This is a genomic window from Microbacterium sp. GXF7504 (assembly GCF_054798235.1).
The window spans coordinates 635,613-660,980 of sequence record NZ_JBSJZI010000003.1 but is presented as its reverse complement, the minus strand read 5'-3'; the positions used below and the strand labels follow the sequence as shown (position 1 = coordinate 660,980).

General features: G+C 74.1%; 19 protein-coding genes. 12 read left to right on the top strand and 7 right to left on the bottom strand.

Annotated features, from left to right (window positions below; translation table 11 throughout):
* Window positions 1-87 precede the first annotated feature (87 nt).
* The 7 genes from idi to ACWAUO_RS10480 are packed head-to-tail and all read left to right on the top strand — an operon-like array spanning window position 88 to window position 5,589.
* On the top strand, window positions 88-636 hold the full coding sequence (gene idi / locus ACWAUO_RS10510; protein WP_460775229.1) for an isopentenyl-diphosphate Delta-isomerase: 549 nt from the start codon (window positions 88-90) through the stop codon (window positions 634-636).
* On the top strand, window positions 633-1,691 hold the full coding sequence (locus ACWAUO_RS10505; RefSeq protein ID WP_460775227.1) for a polyprenyl synthetase family protein: 1,059 nt from the start codon (window positions 633-635) through the stop codon (window positions 1,689-1,691). Before idi ends, ACWAUO_RS10505 begins: the two co-directional genes overlap by 4 nt.
* Window positions 1,688-2,554 (top strand): phytoene/squalene synthase family protein, encoded by an 867-nt coding sequence (locus ACWAUO_RS10500; protein ID WP_460775226.1) that lies wholly within the window; start codon window positions 1,688-1,690, stop codon window positions 2,552-2,554. The genes ACWAUO_RS10505 and ACWAUO_RS10500 overlap by 4 nt, the downstream gene beginning before the upstream one ends.
* The gene (gene crtI, locus ACWAUO_RS10495) at window positions 2,551-4,101 is read left to right on the top strand and encodes a phytoene desaturase family protein (RefSeq protein ID WP_460775224.1); all 1,551 of its coding nucleotides are present in this window, start codon (window positions 2,551-2,553) and stop codon (window positions 4,099-4,101) included. Before ACWAUO_RS10500 ends, crtI begins: the two co-directional genes overlap by 4 nt.
* The gene (locus tag ACWAUO_RS10490) at window positions 4,101-4,421 is read left to right on the top strand and encodes a lycopene cyclase domain-containing protein (RefSeq protein WP_460775272.1); all 321 of its coding nucleotides are present in this window, start codon (window positions 4,101-4,103) and stop codon (window positions 4,419-4,421) included. Before crtI ends, ACWAUO_RS10490 begins: the two co-directional genes overlap by 1 nt.
* Window positions 4,418-4,723, top strand: a complete 306-nt coding sequence (locus tag ACWAUO_RS10485) for a lycopene cyclase domain-containing protein (protein ID WP_460775223.1) — start codon at window positions 4,418-4,420, stop codon at window positions 4,721-4,723. Before ACWAUO_RS10490 ends, ACWAUO_RS10485 begins: the two co-directional genes overlap by 4 nt.
* Entirely contained in the window at window positions 4,720-5,589 is an 870-nt protein-coding gene (locus ACWAUO_RS10480; protein WP_460775222.1) for a prenyltransferase, read from the top strand. The genes ACWAUO_RS10485 and ACWAUO_RS10480 overlap by 4 nt, the downstream gene beginning before the upstream one ends.
* Before the next feature lie 79 nt (window positions 5,590-5,668).
* Here the strand turns inward: ACWAUO_RS10480 and ACWAUO_RS10475 are convergent, their stop codons facing one another.
* Window positions 5,669-8,587 carry a UPF0182 family membrane protein gene (locus tag ACWAUO_RS10475; protein ID WP_460775220.1) on the bottom strand — a complete coding sequence of 973 codons (2,919 nt, stop codon included), beginning with the start codon at window positions 8,585-8,587 and terminating at the stop codon, window positions 5,669-5,671.
* A 53-nt stretch (window positions 8,588-8,640) separates the two neighbouring features.
* A complete protein-coding gene (locus ACWAUO_RS10470; RefSeq protein ID WP_460775219.1) occupies window positions 8,641-9,756 on the bottom strand; it encodes a YlbL family protein in 1,116 nt (371 codons plus the stop codon).
* A gap of 123 nt (window positions 9,757-9,879) precedes the next feature.
* Here ACWAUO_RS10470 and ACWAUO_RS10465 point away from each other — a divergent pair, with 123 nt between their 5' ends.
* Window positions 9,880-11,259, top strand: a complete 1,380-nt coding sequence (locus tag ACWAUO_RS10465) for a zinc-dependent metalloprotease (protein WP_460775218.1) — start codon at window positions 9,880-9,882, stop codon at window positions 11,257-11,259.
* Between the two features lie 742 nt (window positions 11,260-12,001).
* Here the strand turns inward: ACWAUO_RS10465 and ACWAUO_RS10460 are convergent.
* A complete protein-coding gene (locus ACWAUO_RS10460) occupies window positions 12,002-13,756 on the bottom strand; it encodes an ATP-dependent helicase (protein ID WP_460775216.1) in 1,755 nt (584 codons plus the stop codon).
* The gene (gene nudC / locus ACWAUO_RS10455; protein WP_460775214.1) at window positions 13,753-14,649 is read right to left on the bottom strand and encodes an NAD(+) diphosphatase; all 897 of its coding nucleotides are present in this window, start codon (window positions 14,647-14,649) and stop codon (window positions 13,753-13,755) included. Before nudC ends, ACWAUO_RS10460 begins: the two co-directional genes overlap by 4 nt.
* Before the next feature lie 63 nt (window positions 14,650-14,712).
* On the opposite strand from nudC, the gene ACWAUO_RS10450 reads away from it, so the two are divergent.
* Complete coding sequence (locus ACWAUO_RS10450) at window positions 14,713-16,032, top strand: phosphotransferase (protein ID WP_460775213.1); 1,320 nt, start codon at window positions 14,713-14,715, stop codon at window positions 16,030-16,032.
* On the opposite strand, the gene ACWAUO_RS10445 is transcribed toward ACWAUO_RS10450, so the two are convergent.
* Window positions 16,019-19,282, bottom strand: a complete 3,264-nt coding sequence (locus tag ACWAUO_RS10445) for a UvrD-helicase domain-containing protein (protein ID WP_460775212.1) — start codon at window positions 19,280-19,282, stop codon at window positions 16,019-16,021. The two genes, ACWAUO_RS10450 and ACWAUO_RS10445, sit on opposite strands and share 14 nt — an antisense overlap.
* Window positions 19,279-22,335, bottom strand: a complete 3,057-nt coding sequence (locus ACWAUO_RS10440; RefSeq protein ID WP_460775210.1) for a PD-(D/E)XK nuclease family protein — start codon at window positions 22,333-22,335, stop codon at window positions 19,279-19,281. Before ACWAUO_RS10440 ends, ACWAUO_RS10445 begins: the two co-directional genes overlap by 4 nt.
* Window positions 22,336-22,474: 139 nt before the next feature.
* Here ACWAUO_RS10440 and ACWAUO_RS10435 point away from each other — a divergent pair, with 139 nt between their 5' ends.
* Together ACWAUO_RS10435 and ACWAUO_RS10430 are read left to right on the top strand one after the other, a co-directional pair.
* Window positions 22,475-22,699, top strand: coding sequence for a DUF3107 domain-containing protein (locus ACWAUO_RS10435; RefSeq protein ID WP_460775209.1), 225 nt, complete (start codon window positions 22,475-22,477; stop codon window positions 22,697-22,699).
* A 7-nt stretch (window positions 22,700-22,706) separates the two neighbouring features.
* A complete protein-coding gene (locus ACWAUO_RS10430) occupies window positions 22,707-22,997 on the top strand; it encodes a GlsB/YeaQ/YmgE family stress response membrane protein (protein WP_460775207.1) in 291 nt (96 codons plus the stop codon).
* 52 nt (window positions 22,998-23,049) lie between these two features.
* Here ACWAUO_RS10430 and ACWAUO_RS10425 read toward each other — a convergent pair whose 3' ends face one another.
* Complete coding sequence (locus tag ACWAUO_RS10425; protein WP_460775206.1) at window positions 23,050-23,769, bottom strand: ferritin-like fold-containing protein; 720 nt, start codon at window positions 23,767-23,769, stop codon at window positions 23,050-23,052.
* A 136-nt stretch (window positions 23,770-23,905) separates the two neighbouring features.
* Here ACWAUO_RS10425 and ACWAUO_RS10420 point away from each other — a divergent pair, with 136 nt between their 5' ends.
* Window positions 23,906-25,360, top strand: a complete 1,455-nt coding sequence (locus ACWAUO_RS10420) for a DEAD/DEAH box helicase (RefSeq protein WP_460775205.1) — start codon at window positions 23,906-23,908, stop codon at window positions 25,358-25,360.
* Window positions 25,361-25,368: the final 8 nt, after the last annotated feature.

The following is a 25,368-nucleotide window of genomic DNA, read 5'->3' as shown; positions in this document are numbered from 1 at the left end:
GTTCACCGACCCACCCCCTGGACGCGGTTCCGTTCTTCGACCATTATGTTGCTAGCTTAGCTAGTAATAAGCCCGAATGGAGAATGTGTGAACGAGATCGAAGAAGTGGTCCTCCTCGACGAGGAGGGTCGCGAGATCGGCACCGCCCCCAAGAGCAGCGTGCACGGGACCGACACGGCGTTGCACCTGGCGTTCTCCTGCCACGTGCTCGACCGGGAGGGACGCGTGCTCGTCACCCGCCGCGCGCTGGACAAGTCCACCTGGCCGGGCGTGTGGACGAACTCGTTCTGCGGCCACCCGCGCCCGGCCGAGCCCGTCGTGGCCGCCGTGCGCCGACGCGCCGAGTTCGAACTGGGCATCACGGTGAGCGAACTCACCCTCGCGCTGCCGCTCTTCCGCTACCGCGCGGTCGACGCGAGCGGCATCGTGGAGCACGAACTGTGCCCGGTGTACCTCGCCCGCACCGACGACGTGCCGCGCCCCAACCCCCTCGAGGTCTCCGAATTCGAGTGGGTCGAACCGGCGGCGCTGGCCGCGGCCCTCGAGGCCACCCCGTGGGCGTTCAGCCCGTGGCTCGTGCTGCAGGCCCGCCAGCTCGCCCTCTTCGGTGCACGCGAGGAACGGCTGGCGTCATGAACGAACTCGTCGACACCCCGGTGCACGACGCGATCGACGCGCGCATCGCCGCGGCGCTCGACCGCGTGACCGCCCGCGCGTCGGTCTCCGGCCCCACCGCCACCGCCCTGGCCGAGGCCGCCGGCCGTGCGGCCGTCGGCGGCAAGCGGTTCCGTCCGGCGCTCGTCGCCGCCGCCTACCGTGCCTGGGGTGGGACCCCGGGCGGGGAGGCCGCCATGTACGACGTCGCGGCCGCGTTCGAACTCCTCCACGCCTCGTTCGTCGTCCACGACGACGTGCTCGACCACGACCTCGTCCGCCGCGGCGTGCCGAACGTCGCCGGCGAGTTCACGGCGCGGGGCGCCGACGCGGGCCTCGGCCCGGACGCCGCCGAAGAGCTCGGCACGGCGGCCGCGATCCTCGCGGGCGACCTGCTCCTCCACGAGGCGGAGCGCACCGCCGCCCTCGCAGACGTCTCCCCCGACGTCCGCCGCAAGCTCCTCGAGGTCTTCGACGAGGCCGTCCTCGTCTCGGCGTTCGGCGAACTCGCCGACGTCGAGCACACCCTCGCCGCGGACATGCCGCATCCGGACCGGCTCATGCAGGCCGCCCACGACAAGACCGCCGAGTACTCGTTCGCCGCCCCGCTCGCCGCCGGGGCGCTCCTGGCCGGCGCCGACGAGGCACAGGTGGAGACCGTCCGCGGGTGCGGGCGCAGTCTCGGCCTCGCCTTCCAGCTCGTCGACGACCTCATCGGCGCGTTCGGCACGCGCGCCCAGGCCGGTCGCGACGCCGGCGTCGACCTCCGGGAGGCCAAGCGCACCCCGCTCATCGCCATCGCCCGCCAGACCCCGGACTGGGCGCGCATCGAGGGCACCCTCGCGATCGCGCACACCGGCCCCATCGCGGTGCGCGCCGCCCAGCGGGCCCTGGACCGCGCCGGTGCGCGGGCGCGGCTGGTGGGCGTCATCATGCAGACCCTCGCCGAGGCGCGCGCCTCCGCCGACGGGCTGCCCGATCCGGCCCGCGCCCTCGTGCACGCCGTGGCCGACCGCGTCGAGAGCAGGATCCCGTGAGCGCCCCGGCGACCGGTCTGCGCCTCTACGACGAGGCCGCCTGCCGCACCGCCTGCGCCATCATCGGCGCCTACTCGACGTCGTTCTCGCTCGCGACCAGGCTCCTCGGTCCGCGGGTGCGGAACCACGTGCGCCACGTCTACGCGCTCGTGCGCATCGCGGACGAGATCGTCGACGGCCCCGCCGATGAGGCGGGTGTCGACCTCGACGAGCGGCACCGGGTCCTCGACGCCCTGGAGCAGGAGACGGAGGATGCGGTCGCGCGCGGCTTCAGCGCGAACCTCGTCGTGCACGCGTACGCCCGGACGGCCCGCGAATGCGGCATCGGCGACGAGCTCACCGGCCCGTTCTTCGAGTCCATGCGCACCGACCTGACGACCGCGCGGCACGACGCCGCATCCCACGCGGCCTACGTGTACGGCTCGGCGGAGGTCGTGGGACTCATGTGCCTGGCCGTGTTCGTCAACGCCGGCACCGGAGCACCCGTCCGCCCCTCCGCCCACCTCGTGGAGGGCGCACGGAGCCTCGGCCGGGCCTTCCAGGACGTGAACTTCCTCCGCGACCTCGACGACGACAGCACCCGCCTCGGCCGCGACTACCTCGCGATCACCGGCGCCGCCGACCGCGCGAGCGTCCTCGACCGCATCGACGGCGACCTCGCCCGGGCGGCCGCCGTGGTCCCCGAGCTGCCCTCGGACTGCCGCCGCGCCGTCACCGCCGCGCACGACCTGTTCGCGACGCTCGCGAGGCGGCTGCGCGCGAGCGGGCCGGACACCGGCCGGGTCAGCGTGCCGGCGTCGCAGAAGGCGCGCCTCGCCGCCCGGGCCTGGCTCGGCGCCGCACCCCTCGGGACCGGCGCGTGAGCGCCGCGATCGTCATCGGGGGCGGGATCGCAGGGCTTGCCACGGCGGCGCTCCTCGCCCGCGACGGACACGAGGTCACCCTGCTCGAGGCGAAGGACACCCTGGGCGGCCGTGCCGGCAGCTGGGAACAGGACGGCTTCCGCTTCGACACCGGTCCCAGCTGGTACCTCATGCCCGAGGTGTTCGACCACTTCTTCCGGCTGCTGGGCACCAGCGCGCAGCGCGAGCTCGACCTCGTCGACCTCACCCCCGCATACCGGGTCTACGCCGAACCGGACGGCTCGGGCCGCGCTCCCCTCGACGTCGTGTCCGGCCGCGAACATGCGAAGGCCCTGTTCGAGGCGGTGGAGCCCGGCGCCGGCGCGCGGCTGGACGCCTACCTCGACTCCGCGGCGGACGCCTACGACCTCGCGGTGAGCCGGTTCCTGTACGACACGTACGAGACCGGCCGGAACCTCACCTCGCGGTCGCTGCTGCGACGGCTGCGGCACCTCACGCGCCTGCTCACCACCTCCCTCGACCGGTTCGTGGCGAAACGGTTCCGCGACCCGGTGCTCCGGCAGGTGCTCGGCTATCCCGCCGTGTTCCTCGGCGGGCGTCCCTCGGGGGTCCCGGCGCTCTACCACCTCATGAGCCACCTCGACCTCGACGACGGCGTGCGGTACCCGCAAGGCGGGTTCACCGCCCTCATCGCCGCGGTCGAGCGGGTCGCACGCGCGCAGGGGGTCCGCATCGAGACCGGGGCCGAGGTCGTCGGGATCGACCTCGAGCACCGCCGCGCCGCCGGCGTGCGCACGACGGACGGGCGCACCTTCCGGGCACCCGTCGTGGTCTCCACCGCCGACCTGCACCACACCGAGACGCGCCTCCTGCCGCCGGAGGCCCGCAGCTACCCGGAGAGGTGGTGGCGATCGCGCACGCCCAGCCCCGGGGCGCTGCTGCTCCTGCTCGGCGTCGAGGGCGAGCTGCCCCAGCTCGCCCACCACACGCTCGTGTTCACGAAGGACTGGAAGGCCAACTTCGACGCCGTCTTCGGCGACGACCCCCACATCCCCTCGCCCGCGTCCGCGTACGTCTGCCGGCCGAGCGCCACCGACCCCGCTGTGGCGCCCGCCGGGCATGAGAACCTGTTCGTGCTCGTCCCCGTGCCCGCGGACCCGCACTCCGGGCGGGGCGGGGTGGGCGGCGCCGGCGATGCGCGGATCGAGGCGGCCGCTGACCGGGTGATCGCGCAGCTCGCCGACTGGTGCGGCATCCCGGACCTCGCCGACCGGATCGTCGTGCGCCGCACGATCGCCCCGGAGGACTTCGCGGTCGACCTGCACTCCTGGATGGGCAACTCGCTCGGGCTCGCGCACACGCTCGGCCAGAGCGCGGTCTTCCGGCCCAAGAACGTGTCGCCGAAGGTCCCCGGCCTGTACTACGCCGGTACGACCGTGCTCCCCGGGATCGGGCTGCCGATGTGCCTCATCTCCGCCGAGCTCGTGGTGAAGCGGTTGCGCGGCGACACGAGCGCCGGCCCCCTGCCGGAGCCCGTGGTCCCGTGATCCCGGGCGTGTATCTCGCGGCGATCCTCGTCTCGGCGGCGGGGATCGCCGCGCTCGACGCCCGGTTCCGGCTGGTGTTCGCGCCGGCACCGTGGCGCTCGGCCGCCGCGATCGTCGTCGGTACCGTGTTCTTCGTGGTCTGGGACCTGGTGGGCATCGCGACCGGTGTCTTCGTGAAGGGCGACAGCCCGCTGCTGCTCGGCGTCGACCTCGCCCCGCACCTGCCGCTCGAGGAACCGTTCTTCCTCGCCTTCCTGTGCTACCTCGCGCTCGTGGTGCACGCGGCCGCGCTCCGCATCCGTCGACGGGGGCGCGCATGACCTACACGCTCATCGTGCTGCCGTTCCTCGTCGTGACCGCGGCGGTCACCGCGCTGTCCGCGATCCGTCCCGGATTCGCACGACGGATGCGGGCGAGCGTCGTCGCGGCGATCGCGCTCCTCGCGCTCACCGCCGTCTTCGACAACGTGATGATCGCCCTCGACCTGTTCGACTACCCCGCCGAGCATCTGAGCGGCCTGCGGATCGGGCTCGCCCCGATCGAGGACTTCTCGTACCCGCTGTGCGCGGCGTTCGGCGTGCCCGCCGTGGCGTCGCTGCTGACCAGGAGGACCCGACCGTGACCGGCACCGTCAGAACCCTGCTCCTGTCCTCCCGGCCGGTGAGCTGGGTGAACACCGCGTACCCCTTCGCGGCCGCGTACCTGCTCGCCGCGTGGCAGGTGGACGCGACGTTCATCGTGGGCACGCTGTTCTTCCTCGTGCCGTACAACCTCGCCATGTACGGCGTCAACGACGTGTTCGACTACGAGTCCGATCTCCGGAACCCCCGCAAGGGCGGGGCGCACGGCGCGGTGCTGGACCGGCGCCTGCACCGGGTGACGCTGTGGGCGGCGGCGCTGTCGTGCCTGCCGTTCGTCGTGTACCTCGTGATCGTCGGGGACCCGCTGTCGTGGCTCGTGCTCGCGCTCAGCCTGTTCTTCGTGGTCTTCTACTCGGCCCCGCCGCTACGGCTGAAGGAGGTGCCGTTCGCGGACTCGGTGACCAGCAGCATCCACTTCGTCTCCCCCGCCGTGTACGCCCTCGTGCTCGCGGGCGCCGAGTTCACCCCGGGTACCGTCGCGCTGCTCGTCGCGTTCGCCTGCTGGGGCGTCGCCTCGCACGCCTTCGGCGCGGTGCAGGACGTCCCCGCCGACCGGGACGCCGGGATCAGCTCGATCGCGACCGCGTGCGGCGCCCGGTTCACGGCGCGCTTCGCCCTCGCGGTCTACCTGCTGGCGGGGGTCGCCGTGCTCTTCACCGCGTGGCCCGGACCGCTCGCGGCCGTCCTCGCGGTGCCGTACCTCGCGATGGTGTGGCCGTACCGGTCGGTGACCGACGAGACCGCGCACACCGCCACCGCGGGCTGGCGCCGGTTCCTCTGGCTCAACCAGCTCACCGGCTTCGGCGTCACCCTGCTCCTCATCTGGTGGGCGCTGTCGGCACGCTGAGCCCGGCCCGGAACGCGGAACGGCGGCGGCCCCACAGGGGGTCCGCCGCCGTTCCGTTTCTGGCCTGGTCAGCGCCGGGTCACTCGGCGTCCTCCAGCTCGAGCAGGCGGTTGATCGCGTCCTCGAGGCGCTGGTCCGCCTCGCCGTACGCGGCCCAGTCGCCGCCCTGCAGGGCGCTCTGGCGGTCCAGCAGCGCCTGCCGGGCCTCCTCCAGCGCCGCCTCGTACTCGTCGGTCGGGACGACCGTGCCGCCACCGGTGCCGTCTGCGCCGTCCGTGCCGTCACCGGTCTCGGTGCCGGGCTCGACCGGCGTGACGTCCTCGTCGCCCGTGGTGGCACCCGAGTCGCCGCCGAACAGGGCGTCGAGCGCCTCGTTCAGCGTGTTCTCGAACGCGACCTTGTTGCCGAAGGCGACGAGCACCTTCTGCAGCTGCGGCAGCTGGGTGCCGCTCGAGGCCTGGACGAACACCGGCTGCACGTACAGGAAGCCGCCGCCGACCGGGAGGGTCAGCAGGTTGCCGTTCAGCACGTCCGACTGTCCCTGCTTCAGGATGTTGATCTGCGCCGAGATCTGCGGGTCGGAGTTGAACGTGTTCTGCACCTGGCCGGGACCGGGGATGGTTTCGTCCGACGCGATCTCCAGCAGGCGCAGCTTGCCGAAGTCGGCGCTGCGCTTGCCCGCCTCCCAGCCGGCGTCGGAGTCGACCGCGAGGTAGCCCATGAGCACGTTCCGCGAGGTGGCGCCGGTGGCCGAGCGCGGGATGAAGCTGGTGAACATGGAATAGGTCGGCGCATCCTGGCCGGGCATCTGCATGGTCAGGTAGTACGGCGGCTGGTTGACCGTCTGGTCGGTCGACTGCGGATCGGCCGGGGTCGCCCACACGTTGTCCTGCTGGAAGAACGACTGCGCGTCGTCCACGTGGTAGACGCCGAGCATGGCGCGCTGCACCTTGAACAGGTCGGTCGGGTACCGCACGTGACTCATCAGGTCGCCGGACATCTCCGACACCGGCTTCAGGGTCGTCGGGAACACCTTCTGCCATGCCTGCAGCAGCGGGTCCTCGTCGTCCCAGGCGTAGAGCGTCACGCTGCCGTCGTACGCGTCGACGGTCGCCTTCACCGAGTTGCGGATGTAGTTGATGTTGTCGAGTGCGATCTGCGGGTTCTCGTTGTTCGCGTCCTCGATCGCGCGCGACATGCTCGTCGCGGTGGAGTACGGGTACGCGTCGGAGGTGGTGTAGCCGTCGATGATCCAGACGATCCGGCCGTCGACGACGCTCGGGTACGGGTCGGAATCGAGCGTGAGGTACGGCGCGGCCTTCTGCACGCGCTGCGCCGGGTCGCGGTCGTACAGGATCTGCGAGTCCTCGTTCAGGTAGTCGGAGAAGAGGATCTGCTCGGACTGGAACTTCAGCGCGTAGATGAGGCGGTTGAAGAGGTTGCCGACGCTCGGGCCGCCGTCGCCGGAGAAGGTCGTCTTCGTCTCGCTCGCGCCCTCAGGTCCCGACGGGTAGTCGAGCTCGATCGGGTCCTCGTCCTCGGGTGCGCCGACGATCGAGTACACCGGCGAGTTCTCGCCGAAGTAGATGCGCGGCTCGAAGTCGCTCTCCGAGAGGAACCCGGATGCGGGGATGCCGCTCTCGATGAAGACCGGGTCGCCGTCGGCGGTGCGCTCGTTGCCCTTCGCGACGACGAGGCCGTACCCGTGCGTGTACACGAGGGTCGAGTTCTGCCAGGAGGCGTCGGCGCCGAGTGCCGTGGTGTCCAGGTCGCGGACCGACACGACGGTGTCCTGCGTCTGCCCGTCGATCTCGTAGCGGTCGACGTCCAGCGGGTCGGAGAACTGGTAGTAGGACCGGTACTGCTGCAGCTGGCGGATCGTCGGGGTGATGATCGCCGGGTCCATGATGCGGATCGACGCGGTGGTCTCGGCATCCGAACGCAGCTGCCCGGCCTCCGCGGCCGTGGTGGCGTCGTAGTCGGTGGTCTCCATGTCGGCGATGCCGAACGCGTCCTTGGTCGCGTCGAGGTTCCGCTGGTAGTACTCGGCCTCGTACGCGAGCTGGTTCGGCTTCACCTGCACGGTGTTGACGATCCACGGGTAGACGACGCCCACCACGATCGAGGTGACCACGAGCAGCGCGGTCGCGATGAGCGGGTAGCGCCAGCGCCCGATGACGGCGGTGACAAAGAACAGCACGGCCACCAGCGCCGCGACGATCGCGAGGATCATCAGGCCCGGGATGGTGGCGTTGACCCCCGTGTACGCGGGACCGGTGATGCGCTCCCCCGGCTCGGTGAGCGTGCGGTAGGTGTCCAGCCACAGGCTCGCGGCCTGCAGCAGCAGGTAGACGCCCGCGGTGATCGCGAGCTGGATGCGGGCGGGCTTGGAGATCCGGAGCTCGCGCTGCCCGATCTGCACCGACCCGTACAGGTACGACACGAGCGCGGTGACCAGCAGGCACACCAGCACGACGGCGGAGGCGAACCCGAGCACGCCGGAGTAGAACGGCAGGCCGAAGAGGTAGAACCCGGTGTCGAGGCCGAACTGCGGGTCGACGGTCTCGGTCTGCACGCCGTTCAGCCAGAGGGCGGTCGTCTCCCACTGCGCGGAGGCGGCGAAGCCGGCGAAGAAGCCGAAGAACACCGGGATGCCCCACATCGCCAGGCGCCGCAGCGGCTCGACGACCTCCTGGTAGCGGTCGAGCTGCGAGCTGAGCCGCACGTACACCGGTCGCAGCCGGTAGGCCAGCTGGATCACGGCCCACACCGGCACCGCCATGGCGACGAACCCGACGACGAACATCACCGCACGGGCGACCCACTGGGTCAGCAGCACCCCCGAGTAGCCGAGCTGGTCGTACCACAGCCATTCGGCGTACAGGTTGGCGAAGACGAAGAACGCCACGACCAGCGCGGCGATCACCGCGAGCGAGATCGCGATGACCCTTCGTGATCGTGGCGGGGCTGCGGGCGTCGGCGCTGCGGTCGAAGTCACCCGTCCATCCTATGAGCGGCGGCTGTGGGTCGGCCGCGAAGTCGCCCGATTGCTCAGCCGACGGTGCAGGTGGGCAGCGCGTCGAGGTCGCCGCCGGCGGCGACCGTCTCGACCGCCGTGAGCGCGTCGTCGAGGTCGGCGACCGCGAACACCCGCAGACCGTCCGGCACGTGCCCGACGACCTCGTCGCAGTTGTCCTGCGGCGCGAGGAACCAGTCGGCGCCCGCGTCCACCGCGCCCCACAGCTTCTGCCGGATGCCGCCGATCGCCCCGACCGTGCCGTCGACCGAGATCGTGCCGGTGCCGGCGAAGGTCTCCCCGCCGGTGAGCTCGCCCGGGGTGAGCAGGTCGATGATCCCGAGCGTGAACATCATGCCCGCCGAGGGACCGCCGACGTTGCGCAGCGCGAACTCGACCTCGTAGGGCAGTTCGAACTCGTCGCTCGCGGTGATGCCGAGGAGCCAGGCGCCGCCGTCGCCCGGCACGGGCTCGACCTCCACCTGGAGCTCCTCGTCGCCGCGGAGGACGCCGAGCGTGACCGGGTCGCCGTCCTTCGCCGTCACCGCGGCGCGGAGCGCGGTGACACCGCCGACCTGCTCACCGTCGACCGAGACGATCACGTCCTCCGGCTCCAGCACGCCGTCCGCGGGACCGTCGGCCACCACGTCGACGACCGCGACGGCCGGGTGCACGTCGTAGCCGAGATGGGCGAACGCGGCGGCCTGCGCCTCGATCTGCGAGTCGGTCATCTGGACGGCGTTCTGCTGCTCGCGCTGCTCGTTCGTCTGCCCGGCGGGGAACACCGTCTCCAGCGGCACCACCGCGCGGGTGCGGTCGAACCAGGCGCCGACGACCTCGAGCCAGGAGACGGCACGGGTGGGCGACCCGACGACCTGCACCGTCAGCAGGTCGAGCGATCCCGCGGTCGGGTAGGTCTCCGCATCCGGGATCGACAGCAGCGGCTCGGGCCCGTCCTCGCCGGTGTCGACCGCGCCGATCGTGTCGTACACCGGGCCGGGCTGCTGGATCACGAAGCCCGTCGGCAGGAACGAGATGCCCAGGAGCGCCACGAGCGCGACCACGAGCGCCCACATCCCCACCCGGGTGCCGCGTCGCATGGGGCGGCGCGGCGCGGGCGCGACGGGCGCGGTGTCGTCGAACAGGGTCAACTCGCTCCTCCAGGTGCGGTCGTTCGCGGCCGGCGTACGGCGAATCCCGTCCGTCCCGGTGGTGCGATGCTCCGGGGCATTAGCGTAGGACGGGACGCTATCCCCTCGCTGAAAGGCGCCGCCGTGACCGACGATGAGGACCGCTCCCCGGAAGAGGAGTTCCAGGAGATGCTGCGCCGCCTGCTGGGCGGGCAGATCGACCCGTCCCAGCTGGAGCAGCTGTCGGCCATGGGCATCGACCCGTCCCAGGTGGCCCAGGCCATGCAGCAGATGCAGGCCGCGTTCGCCTCTGGCGCCGAGGGCATCTCGTGGGATGCGACGAAGCGCCAGGCGCTGCACATCGCGAACCAGGCCGACCGCGGCGTGACCGACTCCCAGCGGGCCGACCTCGACCAGGCGTTCACCCTGGCGACCCTGTGGCTGAGCGAGGCGACCGCGATCTCGGACCTCGTCGCGCCGCCGCGCGCCATCACCCGCGGCGCCTGGGTCGAGGCGACCCTGCCGGTGTGGCAGGAGCTCGCCGAACCGGTCGCGACGAGCATCGCCGACGCGCTCACCGCGACGCTCGCCGAGCAGGTGCCGGAGGAGATGCAGTCGATGGTCGCGGGCGCCGGACGCATGCTGCGGGGCGTGGGCGGGTCGCTCTTCGCCGCCCAGCTCGGCCAGGTCGTCGGGCGGCTCTCACTCGAGGTGGTCTCCGGTGGCGACGTGGGCATCCCGCTCATGCCCGCCGGCGAGGCCGTCATCCTGCCGCAGAACTTCGCCGACTTCGGGCAGGGGCTGGAGATCCCCGAGGACCAGCTCGCCCTGTCGGTGGCGGCGCGCGAGCTCGCCCACGCCCGCCTGTTCCGGCATGCGCGGTGGCTGCGTCTGGACGTCATCGCCCAGGTGACCGAGTTCGCCCGCGGCATCCACGTCGACACCCGCGCACTGGAGGACCTGGCGGCGGACTTCGACCCGTCGCAGCCGGAGGAGCTCCGCCGGATGCTGGAGAGCGGGGCGCTGCTGCCGGAGCGCTCCGAGCAGCAGACCGCCGCCCTCACCCGCCTCGAGACGGTCCTCGCCCTCATCGAGGGCTGGGTCGACGTCGTCACGGCCGACGCCACCTCGCGGCTGCCCAGCGCGGGCCGCGTCGCCGAGGTCGTGCGTCGTCGCCGTGCCGTCGGGGGCCCCGCCGAGAAGGCGCTCGGCACCCTCGTCGGACTCGAGCTGCGTCCGCGACGGATGCGGGAGGCGGCCGCCATGTGGCGGGCGGTCACCGACACCGTCGGGATCGCCGCGCGCGACGCCCTGTGGGACTACCCCGACCTCATGCCCACCTCGGCCGACATCGACGACCCGTCCGGTCTCATCGCCCGGCTGGAGGCCCGCGCCCGCGGTGAGCAGCCGGTGCAGGACGAGATGGACGAGGCGCTCGCGCGGCTGCTCGCGGAGGAGACCGGCGAGCCCGGCGAGGCGGACGACGAGGACGGCACCGGACCGGCCGGCGACAGCGGGCGCTGACCCGGCGCACCACCGTTCCTCCCCAGGCCCACGCGCATCCGTCGCCCCTGTGGACGGCCGTGCCGGGGCGCTCGGCGGGCGCATGCTCGGGGCATGCACCGCCTCGATCCCGCCCATCCGCCCGTCTGGCGGTCGGCGACCGCGCTGCAGTTCGGCGCAACGCCCCGGGTCGTGGTCGACGACGTGCGGCCGTGGCAGGAGACCCTCGTCGCCCGCCTGCGCACCGGGCTCACCGATGGCGACCTCGACCGGTTCGCGGCGCACACCGGTGTCGACCCGCGACGGGTGCGCGCGTTCGTCGCCCGGATCGCCGGCGCCCTGGCAGAGGCGGATCCGCCGGCACCGCGGCTCGTGACGCTCGCGGCCGCGCCCGGGCTCCCCGCCGACGTGGTGGAGGTGGTCCGTCGGAGGTTGGCATCGGCCTGCGAGGTCGTGCCGGGCGAGGCGCCCGTGCGCGGACGGCTCACGGTCGTCCTCGCCCACTACGAGGTCGATCCGGCACTGGCCGCCCGCCTGGTGCGGGAGGACGCCCCGCACCTCCCGGTGCTGCTGAGCCCCGAGGGCGCGGAGATCGGCCCCGTGATCACCCCCGGGTCGGGCCCGTGTCTCGGGTGCCTCGCGGCCGCGCGCACCGATCGCGATCCGGCGTGGCCGCTCGTGGCGGCGCAGCTGCTGACAGCGCCCTGCCCACCGCTCGACGCGCTCCTCGTCGCCGAGGCGGCGGTCGTCGCGACGCAGCTGGTCAGCTGCGACGATGCGCCGACGGACCGCGTCGTGCGCCTGCGGCCTGGCTCCGCCCGACGGCTCTGGCACGTGCCGGACGTTCATCCAGGATGCGCGTGCCGATCTCCTGCAGGAAACGCGACGGCTGACGGGGCGTCCGGCCGAGACCGGGCGCCCACGACAGCGACAGCGTACGCGCGGCCCGCGTGATCCCCACGTACGCGAGCCGCCGCTCCTCGTCGATCTCGTCGAACGACCGTGCGTACGAGATCGGCAGCAGCCCCTCGGCGAGGCCCACGAGGTGCACGTGGTCCCACTCGAGCCCCTTGGCGGCGTGGAGCGTGGCGAACGTCACGGTCGCCCGTGCCGGTTCGTGGTTGTCCTTGGCCCGGGCCATGAGCTGGTCGGTGAACTCCCGCAGCGACGTCGTCGCCGGCAGCTCCTCGGCGAGCGCGAGGACCGCACGGCGCGCCTCCCAGGCGTCGCGGAGCGCGCCGCCCGCAGGAGGGGGGTCGTCCGTGAGCCCGAGCGAGCGCAGCACGTCGCGGACGCTGTCGTGGAACCCGCTCTCGAGCGGCGCCACCGACGCGGCGCGCAGCGCCATGACCGCCTGGCGCACCTCCGGCTGGTCGAAGAAGCGCGTGCCCCCGAGCACCGTGACCGCGATCCCGGCGTCCGCGAACGCCGACTGCAGTTCGGCCGACTGGTTGTGCGCGCGGTACAGCACCGCGATGTCGCGCGGGTCGGTGCCCGCATCCAGCTGCGCCCGGACGGCCGCCGCGACCCCGACCGCCTCGTGCGCGTCGTCGTCGTACCGCACGAGCGCCGGGATGGGCGCGTCGACGCCCCGCTCGCCGCGCAGCTCGAGGGCGCCGGGTCGTCCGCGCATGAGCGCGTTCGCGACCCGCAGCACGGGCTGCGCACTGCGGTAGTTGCGCTCGAGCCGGATCACCTGGGCGTCCGGGTAGCGCCGGTCGAACCCGAGCAGCAGCGACGCGTCCGCGCCGGCGAACGTGTACACGGTCTGGTTCGCGTCACCGACGACGCACACGTCGCGCCGCTCGCCCAGCCACAGCTCCAGCAGCCGGTGCTGGAGCGGCGAGACGTCCTGGAACTCGTCGACGGTGAAGTGCCGGTACTGCTCGCGCACCGCCTGCGCGACGCGGGGTTCGGCCTCGATCATCCCGGCGCAGGCGAGCAGCACGTCCTCGAAGTCGATCTGGTGCCGCTCGTCCTTGACGCGCTCGTAGGCGAGGTGGAGGTCGCGTACGGCGCCCGCGCCGAGGTCGCCCACCCCCTGCGGGCGTGCGGCGGCGTACTCGTCGACGCCCCGCATCGTGACCTTGCGCCACTCGATGCCGGCGGCGACGTCGCGGAGGGTCGTGGCGTCGACCGAGAGCTTCAGCTCGGATGCCGCCTGCCCGAGCAGCCGCACCTTGCTGTCGATGATCTTCGGCGCAGGCACCCCGGCCACGATCGGCCAGAAGTGGTTGAGCTGCGCGAGCGCGGCCGCGTGGAACGTGCGTGCCGACACGCCCTGGACACCGAGGGCGCGCAGGCGCCCGCGCATCTCCCCCGCCGCCTTCGCGGTGAAGGTCACCGCCATGACGCGCCCCGGGGAGTACGCCCCCGTGGCCACGCCGTGCGCGATGCGACGGGTGATGACGCGGGTCTTGCCCGTACCGGCGCCCGCGAGCACGCAGACGGGGCCGCGGAGGGTCGTGACCGCGTGCAGCTGCGACTCGTCCAGATCGGCCAGGACGGGGTCGCTCATGCGCGCTCCTCGAGCCAGTCGACGATGAGCCGGTGCGCGATGGAGGCGGGGCCGGGGAGGGTCACCTCGCCCTCGCCGGCGAGGGCGAGACGGATCTGCGCGCGGTCGAACCAGCGCACCTCGACGATCTCCTCGCCGTCCGCCTGCGCCTGGGCGACGTCGGCCGCGACGGCGCGGAAGCCGAGCATGAGCGAGCGCGGGTACGGCCAGGGCTGCGAGCCGCGATACGTGATGTCGCGCAGCCGCACGCCCGCCTCCTCGGCAACCTCGCGCTCGACCGCGCCCTCGAGCGACTCGCCGGCCTCGGCGAACCCGGCGAAGCACGAGAACCGCGCCTGGCCCCAGGCGGCGTTCGCGCCGAGGAGCAGCCGTTCCCCGTCGGGATCGGTGACAGCGACGATGACGGCGGGGTCCGTGCGGGGGAAGTGCTGCCGTCCGCAGGCGGGGCAGCGACGCGACCAGCCCGCCTGCTCGAGCGCGGTCTGGGCGCCGCAGGCCGGGCAGAAGGGCGCGTCGTGGAGCCAGCGGGCGAGGCTCACCGCTTCGACGGCACGGTCGGCGGCGTCCTCGCCGAGCGTCGCGCCGGCGATGCGCAGCGGCGCCCAGCGGAGGTCTGGCAGCGCGTCCTCGCCGACCGCGCCGAGGAGGACCGGCGCGCCGTCGGCGGCCCGGCCGAGGAAGGCCCAGCGGGTGTCGTCATCGAGGTCGGTGACCTCGAGCAGGCGCAGCGCCCCGTGCTCGTCGGTCGGGACGGCGTCGCCGCGGACCGCGACCACCACGGCGGCGGGGTCGGCGAGCAGGGCGTCCAGGAGCCCCGGCACGTCGCGTTCGGCGGCGCTGCGGTCGATCGTGGCGCGCTTCGTGATCGTGCGGGGCGCGGCGTGGGCGCTCACCGATACCTCCTCGACGGGCGTGGCGCGGGCGGTCGGACAGGCCCGCCGACCTACCCTAAGGGCATGTCACGATCCCCGTTGACCCTCGCCGCGGCGGTGACCGCGGCCGTGCCGGACTCCGAGGTCGTGCGCACGCGTGCGCTCGGCGGCACCGGGGACGGCCGATACGACGCGGCCCTGGTCGACCTCGCCGACGGTCGGACGCTCGTCGTCCGCGCCGCCGCCGACCCCGACGCCGACCGCGAGCTGCGCGACGAGCTGCGGGTGCTGGAGTCCCTCTCGGCCGGCCTGCGCTCACTGCTGCCCTTCCGCGCTCCGGCGGTGCACGGCCGCGCCGTGCTGTCCGACGCGACCGCGGCGGTCGTCGACTGGTTCGACGGCTACCGCGTCACCGCGGCGGACCTGCCGCCCGGCGGCGTGGCCGCGGCGATCGGGCGGGGCCTCGCCGCGATCCACGACCTGCCCGTCTCGGTCGTCCGCGCGGAGGGGTTGCCGGTGCGCAGCCCCGACCGGGAGCGGGTCGACCTGTCCCGGACGGTCGACCGGGCCGCCGCGACCGGGTTCCTCGACGCACCGCTGCGCGACCGCTGGCGCGCGGCGATCGACGACGACGCCCTCTGGCGGTTCGAGCCCACGGTCGTGCTCGGCGGCACCGACGCCGACCGGTTCGTGTTCGAGGACGACGCCGAGGGCCCGGTCCTCACCGCGGTGCTGGGCTGGCACGGCCTGTCGGTCGGCGACCCGGCGGTCGACCTCTCCTGGCTCGCGTCCGCCCCCGACGGCGCGGACGCCGTGCTGGACGCCTACCGCGAGGCGACGCACCGCGCCGGCGACGCGCTGCTGGCCGAGCGCGCCCGGCTGTACGCGGAACTCGAGTTCGCCCGCTGGCTCCTGCACGGCCTCGACACCGACGACCGTTCCGTGGTCGACGACGCGGCCAGGATGCTGCAGAACCTCGCCACCGGCACCCGCGGCACCGACCTGCTCCCCCGCGGCGGCGGCGACGTCGCGGCCGCGGTGGAGCTGCTCGACCGGGTCCCCGTCCCGGTCGGCACCGGCGTCGACACGTCGATGCAGACCGACGCGTACGACCCGACGCAGCTGGCCGCCTACCTCTCCGACGCCGAACGCGGCGACGGCCCGAACGGCCTCGACCGCCCCGACGCGGACAGCGGCGCGGTGCCGACCCTGCCGGTCGACCTCTCCGAGTGGACCGCGACCGCCGGCGGTGACCCCGACGACGCCGTCGCCGAGGACGGCCCCGAAGGAGACCCCACGACGGCGGCGACCGCCGAGCCCGAGGACTACGCCGAGGAGGCCACCCGGGCATCGGAGTCGGCGCTGCGTCGCTGGAGCGACACCGGCGACGTCATGCGCGGATGACGAGGTCCTCCGCCACGTAGTACAGCGCGACGTCGATCGAGTGCAGCGGCACCCCGTGCCGCTGGTGGTACGCCTGCCGGTAGAGGTCGAGCTGCACCATCCGCTCGGCACGCTCGGCGTCGTTCCGGGGGCTCCGGCCGGTCTTCCAGTCGACGATCTCGATGCGGTCGCCGCGGGCGTACACGGCGTCCAGCTTGCAGATCACGACGTGCTCGCGCCCGTCCGGCCCGACATGGCGGAAGTCGATCTCGGTCTCCACCTCGATGGGTGCGAGCCCACCCCATTCGGATGCGATGAACGTCCGCTGCAGCCGCGCCAAGGCCTCCAGCTCGTCGGCGCCGACAGCGTCCGCGCCGAGCGGGGCGTCCTCATCGTCCCACAGGGTGTCGTCGAGCCCGGCGTGCCCGGCGGCGACGCCGGAGCGCTCCTCCACCCAGGCGTGGAAGAGCGTCCCCAGTCGGGTCTGCCGGTACGGCTTCTCCGGCAGCGGACGAGCCCGGCGGGCGACCGCGTCGTCGAAGTCGGCGACGAAGTCCTTGAACTGCGACGCCGGGATGCGGGTGGGCGCCGTCCCTGCGACGCCGGCGCGCTGCGCGTCGCGTTCGGCGAGGAGCAGCGCGAGGTCGCGGTCGGGTTCCGCCGGGGGTGCCGCCTGGGCGGCGCGGACCGCCTCGGCGGCGGCCTCCACGCGTGCGCGCCGACCGCCGAGCGGGTCCATCGGCCACTCCAGCATCCGTCGGGCGCCGTCGAACGGGTTCTCGCCCGGGTCGTCGTCGGGGAGGGCGATGCCGAGCGCGTCGGTCATGTCGCGGAGGAACCGGCTGGGGGTGCGCGCGCTCCTCCCGCCCGCCCACGGCGAGGCGGTGAGCAGCAGCCGGTCGCGGGCGCGGGTCACCGCCACGTAGGCGAGCCGGCGGTCCTCCTCACGGGTGCGGGCGCGGTTCGCCTCGACGAAGTCCTCCATCGCCCGCTTGAGCTCCTGCTGCGTGGTCGCCTGCTCCCACGCGAACTCGGGCAGCCAGGCGGCGTCGCCGCGGAACGGTGAGGGCAGCACGCCGAACGCCAACCAGCCCTTGCTGTCGCGGGGCGCGGTGGGCAGTTCGTCCTCGACCATGCGCACGACCGCGACCGCATCCCACTCCAGGCCCTTGGAGCCGTGGATCGTCAGCAGCTGCACGACGTCGTCCTCGGGCGGCTCGGTGCGCGGGGCGAACTCGTCGAGCTTCTCGGCGTGGTCGAGCCAGGCGAGCAGGCTCGGCAGGGTGCCGCGCTCGTCCGCGGCGAGGAAGGCGTGCACCTCGTCCATGAACGCGCGCAGCTGGGCGGACGCGATCCGGGCCGGGCCGCGGGTCTCGTTCGCCGCGAGTTCGACGTCCAGACGCAGCTCGTTCTCGACGAGCCGGATGAGCTCCGGGATCGCGAGGCCCGCGGCCCGGCGCAGCCCGGCGAACACGGCGGCCGCCTCGCGAAGGCGCGTCAGCCCCTCGGACGAGAAGTCCGCGAGGGAGGCGCTGTCGTCGCTCCGACGCAGCACGAGTTCGAGCGCGTCGGAGAGCGAGGCGCCCTCGGCCTCCTGCCCGGTGCGACGGGCGAGCCGGGCGAGCGCGCCGAGATCGGCGAGGCCGATGGACCACCGCGGGCCGGCCAGGAGGCGGATGAGCGCGGACCCTGCGGTGGGGTCGGCGATCACCCGCAGCGCGCTGACGACGTCGACGACCTCCGGGGTGGCCAGGAGTCCGCCCAGGCCCAGGATGCGGTGCGGGATGCCGCGGCGGCCGAGCGCGTCGGCGAACCGCACCATGTGCCGCTTGCTCCGGAACAGCACGGCCCCGGTGGTCGGCTGCCCCGCCGCCGCCCGCTCGGCGCGCACCTGCGCGAACCAGTCGGCCACCCGGTCGGCCTCGGCGTCGACGTCCGACGCGACCGCCACCTCGACGAGCCCCTCGGGGGCGTCCGGGCGGGGACGCAGCTCGCCGACCCGGACCGGTGCGGTCGCGGCGAGCGGGCCGAGCACCGCGTTCGCGGCGACGAGCACGCGCGCGGCGTTCCGCCAGCTCGTCAGCAGCGAGTACGTGCCGCAGTCGCTGTTCGGCGCGAACGCGCGGGGGAAGTCGCCGAGGTTGCCGGCGCTCGCGCCGCGCCAGCCGTAGATCGACTGGTGCGGGTCGCCGACGGCCATGACGGCGGTGTCCGCGAACACCTCGGCGAGCAGGTCGGTCTGCACGACCGACGTGTCCTGGTACTCGTCCAGGAGCACCACCCGGTAGCGCTCGCGCAGGTCGGCGCGGACGGCGGGATCGGCGCGCACCGCGGCGAGGGCCCCCGCGACCTGGTCGGAGAAGTCGAGCACGGCGAGGCGGTCCTTGCGGGCGGCGTACTCGCGCGCGAGGTCGGTCAGCAGCGGCAGGGCGGCGAGCCGGTCGGCCGCCGTCGCGACGTCCTTGTAGACGACGGTCCGTTTGTTCTCGCTCGGCACGTCCCGCACCCGTTGGAACCGTTCGCCGAATGCGGCCAGCGCGTCGAGGTCGACGAGGTTGTCGACGCCGTCCCGGGCGATGCGCAGTGCCGCGTCGACGATCGAACGGACCGACTCGGTGCGCTCCTCGAGCCGCGGGTCGTCGGACTCCAGCACCACCCGCCGCATGAGGAGCCACGCGGCGGACTCGGACAGCACCGCGGCCTCCGGGTCGCGACCGAGCCGCACCGCGTGCTCGCGCACGATCGCGTCGGCGAACCCGTTGTAAGTCGCGATGTTCGGCCGGTCCAGCAGCGCGTCCGCCTCGACGGCGGCGGCGTCCGCGGGCGGCGCGGGGAACCGCCGGGCGAGCGCGTCGAGCGCCCGGCGCCGGGCCTCGTCTTCACCGGCGCGTTCGGCCTGCACGAACACCTGGAGCGCACCGCCCGCGTGCAGCTCGTCGAGCACCGGCAGCAGGCCCGCGCGTTCGAGTTCGCCGAGGCGGGCGAGGCGCCGGCGCACGCGCTCGGCGAGCTCCCCCGCGGCCTTCCGGGTGAAGGTGAGTCCGAGCACCTCGTCGCGGCGGACGAACCCGTTCGCGACGAGCCACACCACGCGGCCGGCCATGGTCTCGGTCTTGCCGCTGCCGGCGCCGGCGACCACCAGGGCGGGCGCGAACGGCGCCTCGATGACGGCGGCCTGCTCGGGTGTCGGCGGGAACTGGCCGAGCGCGGCGGCGAGGGCTGCGGCCGAGACCACCGGGATCGTGCGGGTCAGCACGGTGTCGAGGGTCACGAGGCGCTCACCGCGCCGATCGTGTGGATGCGGCAGAGCCCGAACGAGAACTCGTCCCGGCAGTGCGCCTCGTACGCGGCGAGGAAGCGCGTGCCGCTCATGACCGCGACGCTCTCGCGCACGCGGGCGAGGAACGCCTCCGTCCGCTCCGGGTCGAACGGGCCCTGGGCGGGCTCGGCCCACTCCGCCTTCGCGGAGGTGGGCGAGAGCACCACGAGCTTCGCGCCGCCGGCGGGCAGGCCCGCGGTTGCGGGCAGGGCGCCGCTGGCGTGGGCGAGCTGGTACGCGGCGAGCTGCGGATGGTCGGCGACCTTCGCGTCGGTCTGCGGCTCGCGCTTCCCGGTCTTCACGTCGACGATGACCACCTTCCCGTCCGCGGTGCGCTCCACCCGGTCGATGTAGCCGCTGAGGAGGGCCTGTCCGCCGCCGTCGCCGAGCGGCACCGGCACCTCGAAGTGCGGTTCCGCGCCGAGCAGCGCACCGCCGGAGGACTCGAACGCGCGCAGGTAGCGGTGGAGGCGGCGGACCAGGTCGCGGGCGCGGACCCGCTCGGCCCGCTCGCGCCACGGCGAATCGAACTCCAGTTCGCCCCAGCGTCGCTCCACGGCGGCCCAGAGTTCGTCCTCGGTGCCGCCGGAGGCGGTCTCGAGGGCGTGGTGCACGAGCGTGCCGATGCCGGCGGTGGTCGAGCCCGGGTCGCCGCCGAGGTCGCCGATCACCCAGTTCAGCTGGCACTCCTCGAGTTCGTGCAGCCGGGACGGCGAGACCCGCACGGGTTCGCGCACCGGGTCGTGCACCGGCGCGGTCGTGGTGGGGCCGCGGCCGCCGTACCACTGGGCCGGGTCGGCGCCGGCGACCCCGGCGGCGGCGAGCAGCGCGAGCTGACCGGCCGCGTGGGCGCGGGCGGATGCGGGGACGCGCCCCTCGGTGAGGGTGCGACGGTGCGCGGCGACCAGGCCGCGCAGCGACAGCGGGTGCTCGGCCGGCGGGCGGCCGGGCGGGGGCAGCAGTTCGAAGAACGGGCTCGGGCCGGTGTCGTCGTCGTCGACCGCGGTGACGAGCACCGTCCCGGTGGCGCGCGAGAGCGACCGGGCGAACAGCCGCAGTTCGTCGTGCAGCACCCCGCGGCGGCGGTCGGTGGCGCTCGGCGCCTCCGGGCCCTCGCCGAGCCGCCAGGTCTCCAGGAGCCCGCTGCGCAGTCGCGTGTTCGGCCAGACGCCGTCCTGCACGCCGGCGACGACGACCGTGTCGAACTCGACGCCCACCGCGCCCGCGGGCGTCATGACGCGCACCCGCGGCCGGGGCGCCTCCGCCTCCAGGCGGTCCTCCGCGACGTCGGTGTCGAGGACGCTGCGGAGGAACGCGAGCGGCTCGGCGTCGACCGACCGCTCCCCATGGCGCTTGGCCGCCTGGAAGAGCGCGACGACCGCGTCGAGGTCGCGGTCGGCCTGCGCCGCGAGCGGCCCGGTCCCGCGGGCGGCCTGCGCCCACGCGCGCTCGTGGCCGCTGCGCTCCCACGCGGTCCACAGCAGCTCGTGGGCGGTGGCGCCGTCCGCGTGCTGCTCGCGCAGCATCCGCAGGGTGCGGGCGAGGCGGGCGGCCGACCGGCCCTCCCTCCCGTCGAGCAGGTCCAGTTCCAGCGGGTCCGCGAGCGCCGCGGCGAGCAGTTCCGCACCGGACGCGGACACGTCGGGGTTCGCCCGGCGGAGCGCGCCGCGCAGTCGCCGCTGCTCGATCGGGTCGAGCCCGGCCGCGCTCAACAGGTCGGCGGGCGGTACCTCGCGCTGCGGGTCGAGGGCCGCGAGCACGATCGTGACGAGGTCGCGCACCGCCCGCAGCGTCCCGAGCGGCACCGCCGCCCCCTGCGCGCGCGCCGGGATCTCCCGGGCGGAGAGCTCCGCCTCGAGCATCGCCACCTGGCGGGTGTCGTGCGCGATGACCGCGCAGCGGTCCCACGGCACCCGGTCGTGGATGTGCCGCTCGCGCAGCACCCGGGCGATCGCGTCGAGCTCCTCGGCCGCGGAGCGCAGGACGAGCGTGCGCACCGACCCGTCGGGGTGGGCGCCTGCCTGCGGCCGCCGGTGCGCCACGACGCCGGCGGCGCCGATGCGGGAGACGACGGTGCGGACGACGTCCTGCACGAACGGGCCGCCGCGGTGCGACCGCTCCAGCACGAGCGGCAGCCCGAACCGGGTCACGAGCGCGGCGAAGTGCTCCGGCCGCGCCCCGCGGAAGGCCCCCGAGCCGATGTCGGGGTCGCCGGCCGCGACGACCGCGATCCCCCGGTCGTGGAGGGCCGTGAGCAGGTCGACGCCCCCGACCGTGAGCTCCTGCGCGTCGTCGACGAGCACGGCGGTCAGCCCCTGCGGCAGCACCCCCGCCGCATCCGGGGTGCGCAGGATCGCGGCAGCCTCGCGGACGAGCCCGGCGGCGTCGCGGAAGGCGCCGCGCATGCGGGCGCGGACGTCGGCGTAGTCCTCCGCGAAGGAGGCGAGCGCGGCCCACACCGGTCGTTCCTCCGCCTCGGCGCGGGCACGGAGGGTGCGGGGGGTGATCCCGAGCGTCGTGCACTCGGCCAGGAACGCCCGGAGCTCGGCACGGAAGGCGGGTGCGGCGCGCACCGCCGCGGGCAGCGCCTCCGGCCACCGGACGATCCCGGCCGCCTCGTCGTCGGCGTCGCCCTGGAGCAGGTCGTGCAGCAGCTGGTCCTCGTCGCCGCCGGTCAGCAGTTGCGGTGCGGGGGCGCCACGGCGCACGGCGTCGGCACGCACGATCCCGTAGGCGAACGACGCGACCGAGCGCGCGAGGGGCCCGGAGGTCGCCCGCCCCACGGTGAGCGCGAGCCGGTCGCGCAGGGCCGTCGCGGTCGGACGGGACGGGGTGAGCACGAGCGCGGTGTCGGCGGTGCCCGCCGTCTCGGCGAGCACCCGGAGACGCTCCGCGAGCGCGGTGGTCTTGCCGCTCCCGGGGCCGCCGACGACGACCGCGGAGGCCGCGGGCGGCAGCGCGACCACCGCCGCCTGCGCGGGGTCCAGCACGGGTCGGGTGTCCACGTCCGCCACGCTACCCGGCGCCGCCGACACCGCCCGGCCGCGCCGCGTTCGCCCACAGCGTGCGCGGGGCCGGGGCGGTCCGTCCGTACCGTAGAGTTCTGGTGGCCTCAAAGGAATGGTCCGGAAGGAAGGCAGCCCCGTGGAGATCCGCATCGGCATCGCGAACACCGGCCGTGAACTCGGCTTCGAGACGAACGACTCGGCCGAGTCCGTGAAGCAGTCGATCGCCGACGCGCTGTCCGCCGGCGCCCCGTTCCTCACCTTCACCGACGTGAAGGGCAGCTCGTACGTCGTGCCGACCGCCGGCCTCGCCTACGTGGAGCTCGGCTCCGACCAGGCGCGCCGCGTCGGCTTCGTCGCCTGAGCCGACCGTGGAGATCCTGCTCGCGCTCGTCTTCGGCGCGGTGGTGGGTTCGATCGCGCAGGCGGTCCTGCCCGGTCGCGACCGGCGCGGGATGCTGCTCCTGCCGATGCTCGGCACGGTCGTCGGCGGCGCCGTCTGGATGCTGCTGACCTGGGTCGGGCTCACCGGCGCGGACCCGTGGATCTGGCTCGCGTCGATCCTCGCCCCCGTCGTGGTCGTCGTCGTGGCCGGTGTCGTGCTGGCCCGCACGCGTGAGACGCACGACGCCCGTGAGCGCGAGCGTCTGAAGCTCGGCTGAGGCCGCCGCAGCCGCGGGACGCCGCACGCGCCCGTCGGGGAGCGCGGCCCGGTCAGGAGGCGAGGCCGAGCGCGGCCATCCGCTCGGTGTGCCCGGCGAGCAGCCGCGTGAACACCGGCTCCACCCGCTCGGCGGCGTCCGCATCCGATTCGCGGAGCGCGGCGCGGGCGACCAGCAGCGTGTCGCCGACGAGCCGCCGGCCCCACAGCGCCAGCAGCGACGCCCACTCCGCGTCGGCGGCGATCGTGTCGGCGAGGATCGCGACCACGGCCTGCCGGTCGTCGTCGGAGCGGAGGATCCGGGCGACCCGGCGCCCCGTCTCGCCGTACCCCTCCGACAGCGCCAGGTAGAAGTCGTCGAGCATGCCCGCCGTGATGTGCACCGACAGCAGCGTCTCCTGCGGGCGCACGCCGTGGGTCGCGACGCGGAACGCGTCCAGCGGCTCCCGGAACGGCAGCATCGTCAGCGTCGGGTCCTCGCCCCGCTCCCGGATGAGCTCGACGAGGCCGCGGTGCTTCAGCAGCGCAGCGCCCGCCGCACGGGAGATGGCCTCCTTGTGCGCGAGGTCGGGGGTCGTCGCGATCATGCCGCTCAGCGTCTCGAAGTAGCCGAGCTGCAGGTAGGCCGCCTGCCCGAGGAACGTGTCCACGTCCGGGGCGAGCTCCTCGAAGCGCACCCGCGGGGTCCGCTCGAGTTCGTCGCGGGAGCGCAGGCGCAACGCGCGCACCGCGGGTCGTCCCCGTCCGAGCAGTCGTCGCAGCCAGTCCCACACGCGGTACAGCCTACGGCTCGGGTATCGTGGAGCCCGCCCCGGCATTCGGATCGGGGCCGCCGCGCCTGGGATCTGAGAGAGGGCGTGGACAACCGCCGGCGGCACCGCGCCGCCCTCGACCAGACAGGTTCATATCGTGACGACCTTCGCCGAACTCGGCGTCGACCAGGACATCGTCGACGCCCTCGCCGCCCGCGGCATCGTCGACTCCTTCCCCATCCAGGAGCAGACCATCCCGCTGTCGCTCCCGGGCCAGGACATCATCGGCCAGGCCAAGACCGGCACCGGCAAGACCTTCGGCTTCGGCGTCCCCGTCGTGCAGCGGCTGGGCCTGGACCCGGCCCCCGGCGTGAAGGCGCTCATCGTGGTCCCCACGCGCGAGCTCGCCGTGCAGGTGTACGAGGACATGGACCTGCTCACCCAGAACCGCGCCACGAGCGTCGTCGCCATCTACGGCGGCAAGGCGTACGAGGGCCAGATCGAGCAGCTGCAGGCCGGCGCGCAGATCGTGGTGGGCACGCCCGGCCGGCTCATCGACCTCGCCGGGCAGCGGCTGCTCGACCTCTCCCACGCGACCGAGGTCGTGCTGGACGAGGCCGACAAGATGCTCGACCTCGGCTTCCTCGCCGACATCGAGAAGATCTTCCAGAAGGTCGCGCCGGTCCGCCACACGCAGCTGTTCTCGGCGACCATGCCGGGGCCCATCGTGGCGCTCGCCCGCCGGTTCATGTCGAACCCGATCCACATCCGCGCCACCGACCCCGACGAGGGCCTCACGCAGGCGAACATCCGCCACCTCGTGTACCGCGCCCACTCGCTCGACAAGGACGAGGTCATCGCCCGCATCCTGCAGGCCGAGGGCCGCGGCAAGACGGTCGTGTTCACCCGCACCAAGCGCGCCGCGCAGAAGCTCGTCGACGAGCTGAACGACCGCGGCTTCAACGCCGGCGCCGTGCACGGCGACATGAGCCAGGAGGCGCGCGAGCGCTCGATGGCCGCGTTCAAGGCCGGGAAGAAGGACGTGCTCATCGCGACCGACGTCGCCGCCCGCGGCATCGACGTCGACGACGTGACGCACGTGATCAACCACACGATCCCCGACGACGAGAAGACGTACCTGCACCGCGCCGGCCGCACCGGCCGCGCCGGCAAGACCGGCATCGCCGTCACCTTCGTCGACTGGGACGACCTGCACAAGTGGGCCCTCATCAACCGGGCGCTGGACTTCGGACAGCCCGAGCCGGTCGAGACCTACTCCTCCAGCCCCCACCTCTACACGGACCTCGGCATCCCGGAGGGCACGAAGGGCCGCATCACCACGGCCCCGAAGACCGCCGCGGTCAAGACGCAGGACGGCTCGGGCGACCGCGCCCCGCGCCGTCGCCGGTCGCGCTCCGGCGCGAAGACCGAGGGCGCCCCCGCCACCGAGACCGTCACCGAGCAGGGTTCGCCCGCGGGCGAGCGCGCCGAGGGCGGCGGCACGCACGACGGCGGCGGGTCGCAGCACCAGGACGGCAAGCCCGCAGCCGCCCGCCGCCGGCGCCGTCGGCGTCGGTCCGGCGCGGGCGGCGCACCGGCCGCCGGCGCCTGAGCCCCGGC

What these genes read in the sequence shown, in the direction of transcription:
- ACWAUO_RS10485 (WP_460775223.1), top strand. Translation starts at nt 4,418, where the DNA reads ATGACCTACACGCTCATCGTGCTGCCGTTCCTCGTCGTGACCGCGGCG.
- ACWAUO_RS10450 (WP_460775213.1), top strand. Translation starts at nt 14,713, where the DNA reads ATGTCACGATCCCCGTTGACCCTCGCCGCGGCGGTGACCGCGGCCGTG.
- ACWAUO_RS10460 (WP_460775216.1), bottom strand. Translation starts at nt 13,756, where the DNA reads ATGAGCGACCCCGTCCTGGCCGATCTGGACGAGTCGCAGCTGCACGCG.
- ACWAUO_RS10505 (WP_460775227.1), top strand. Translation starts at nt 633, where the DNA reads ATGAACGAACTCGTCGACACCCCGGTGCACGACGCGATCGACGCGCGC.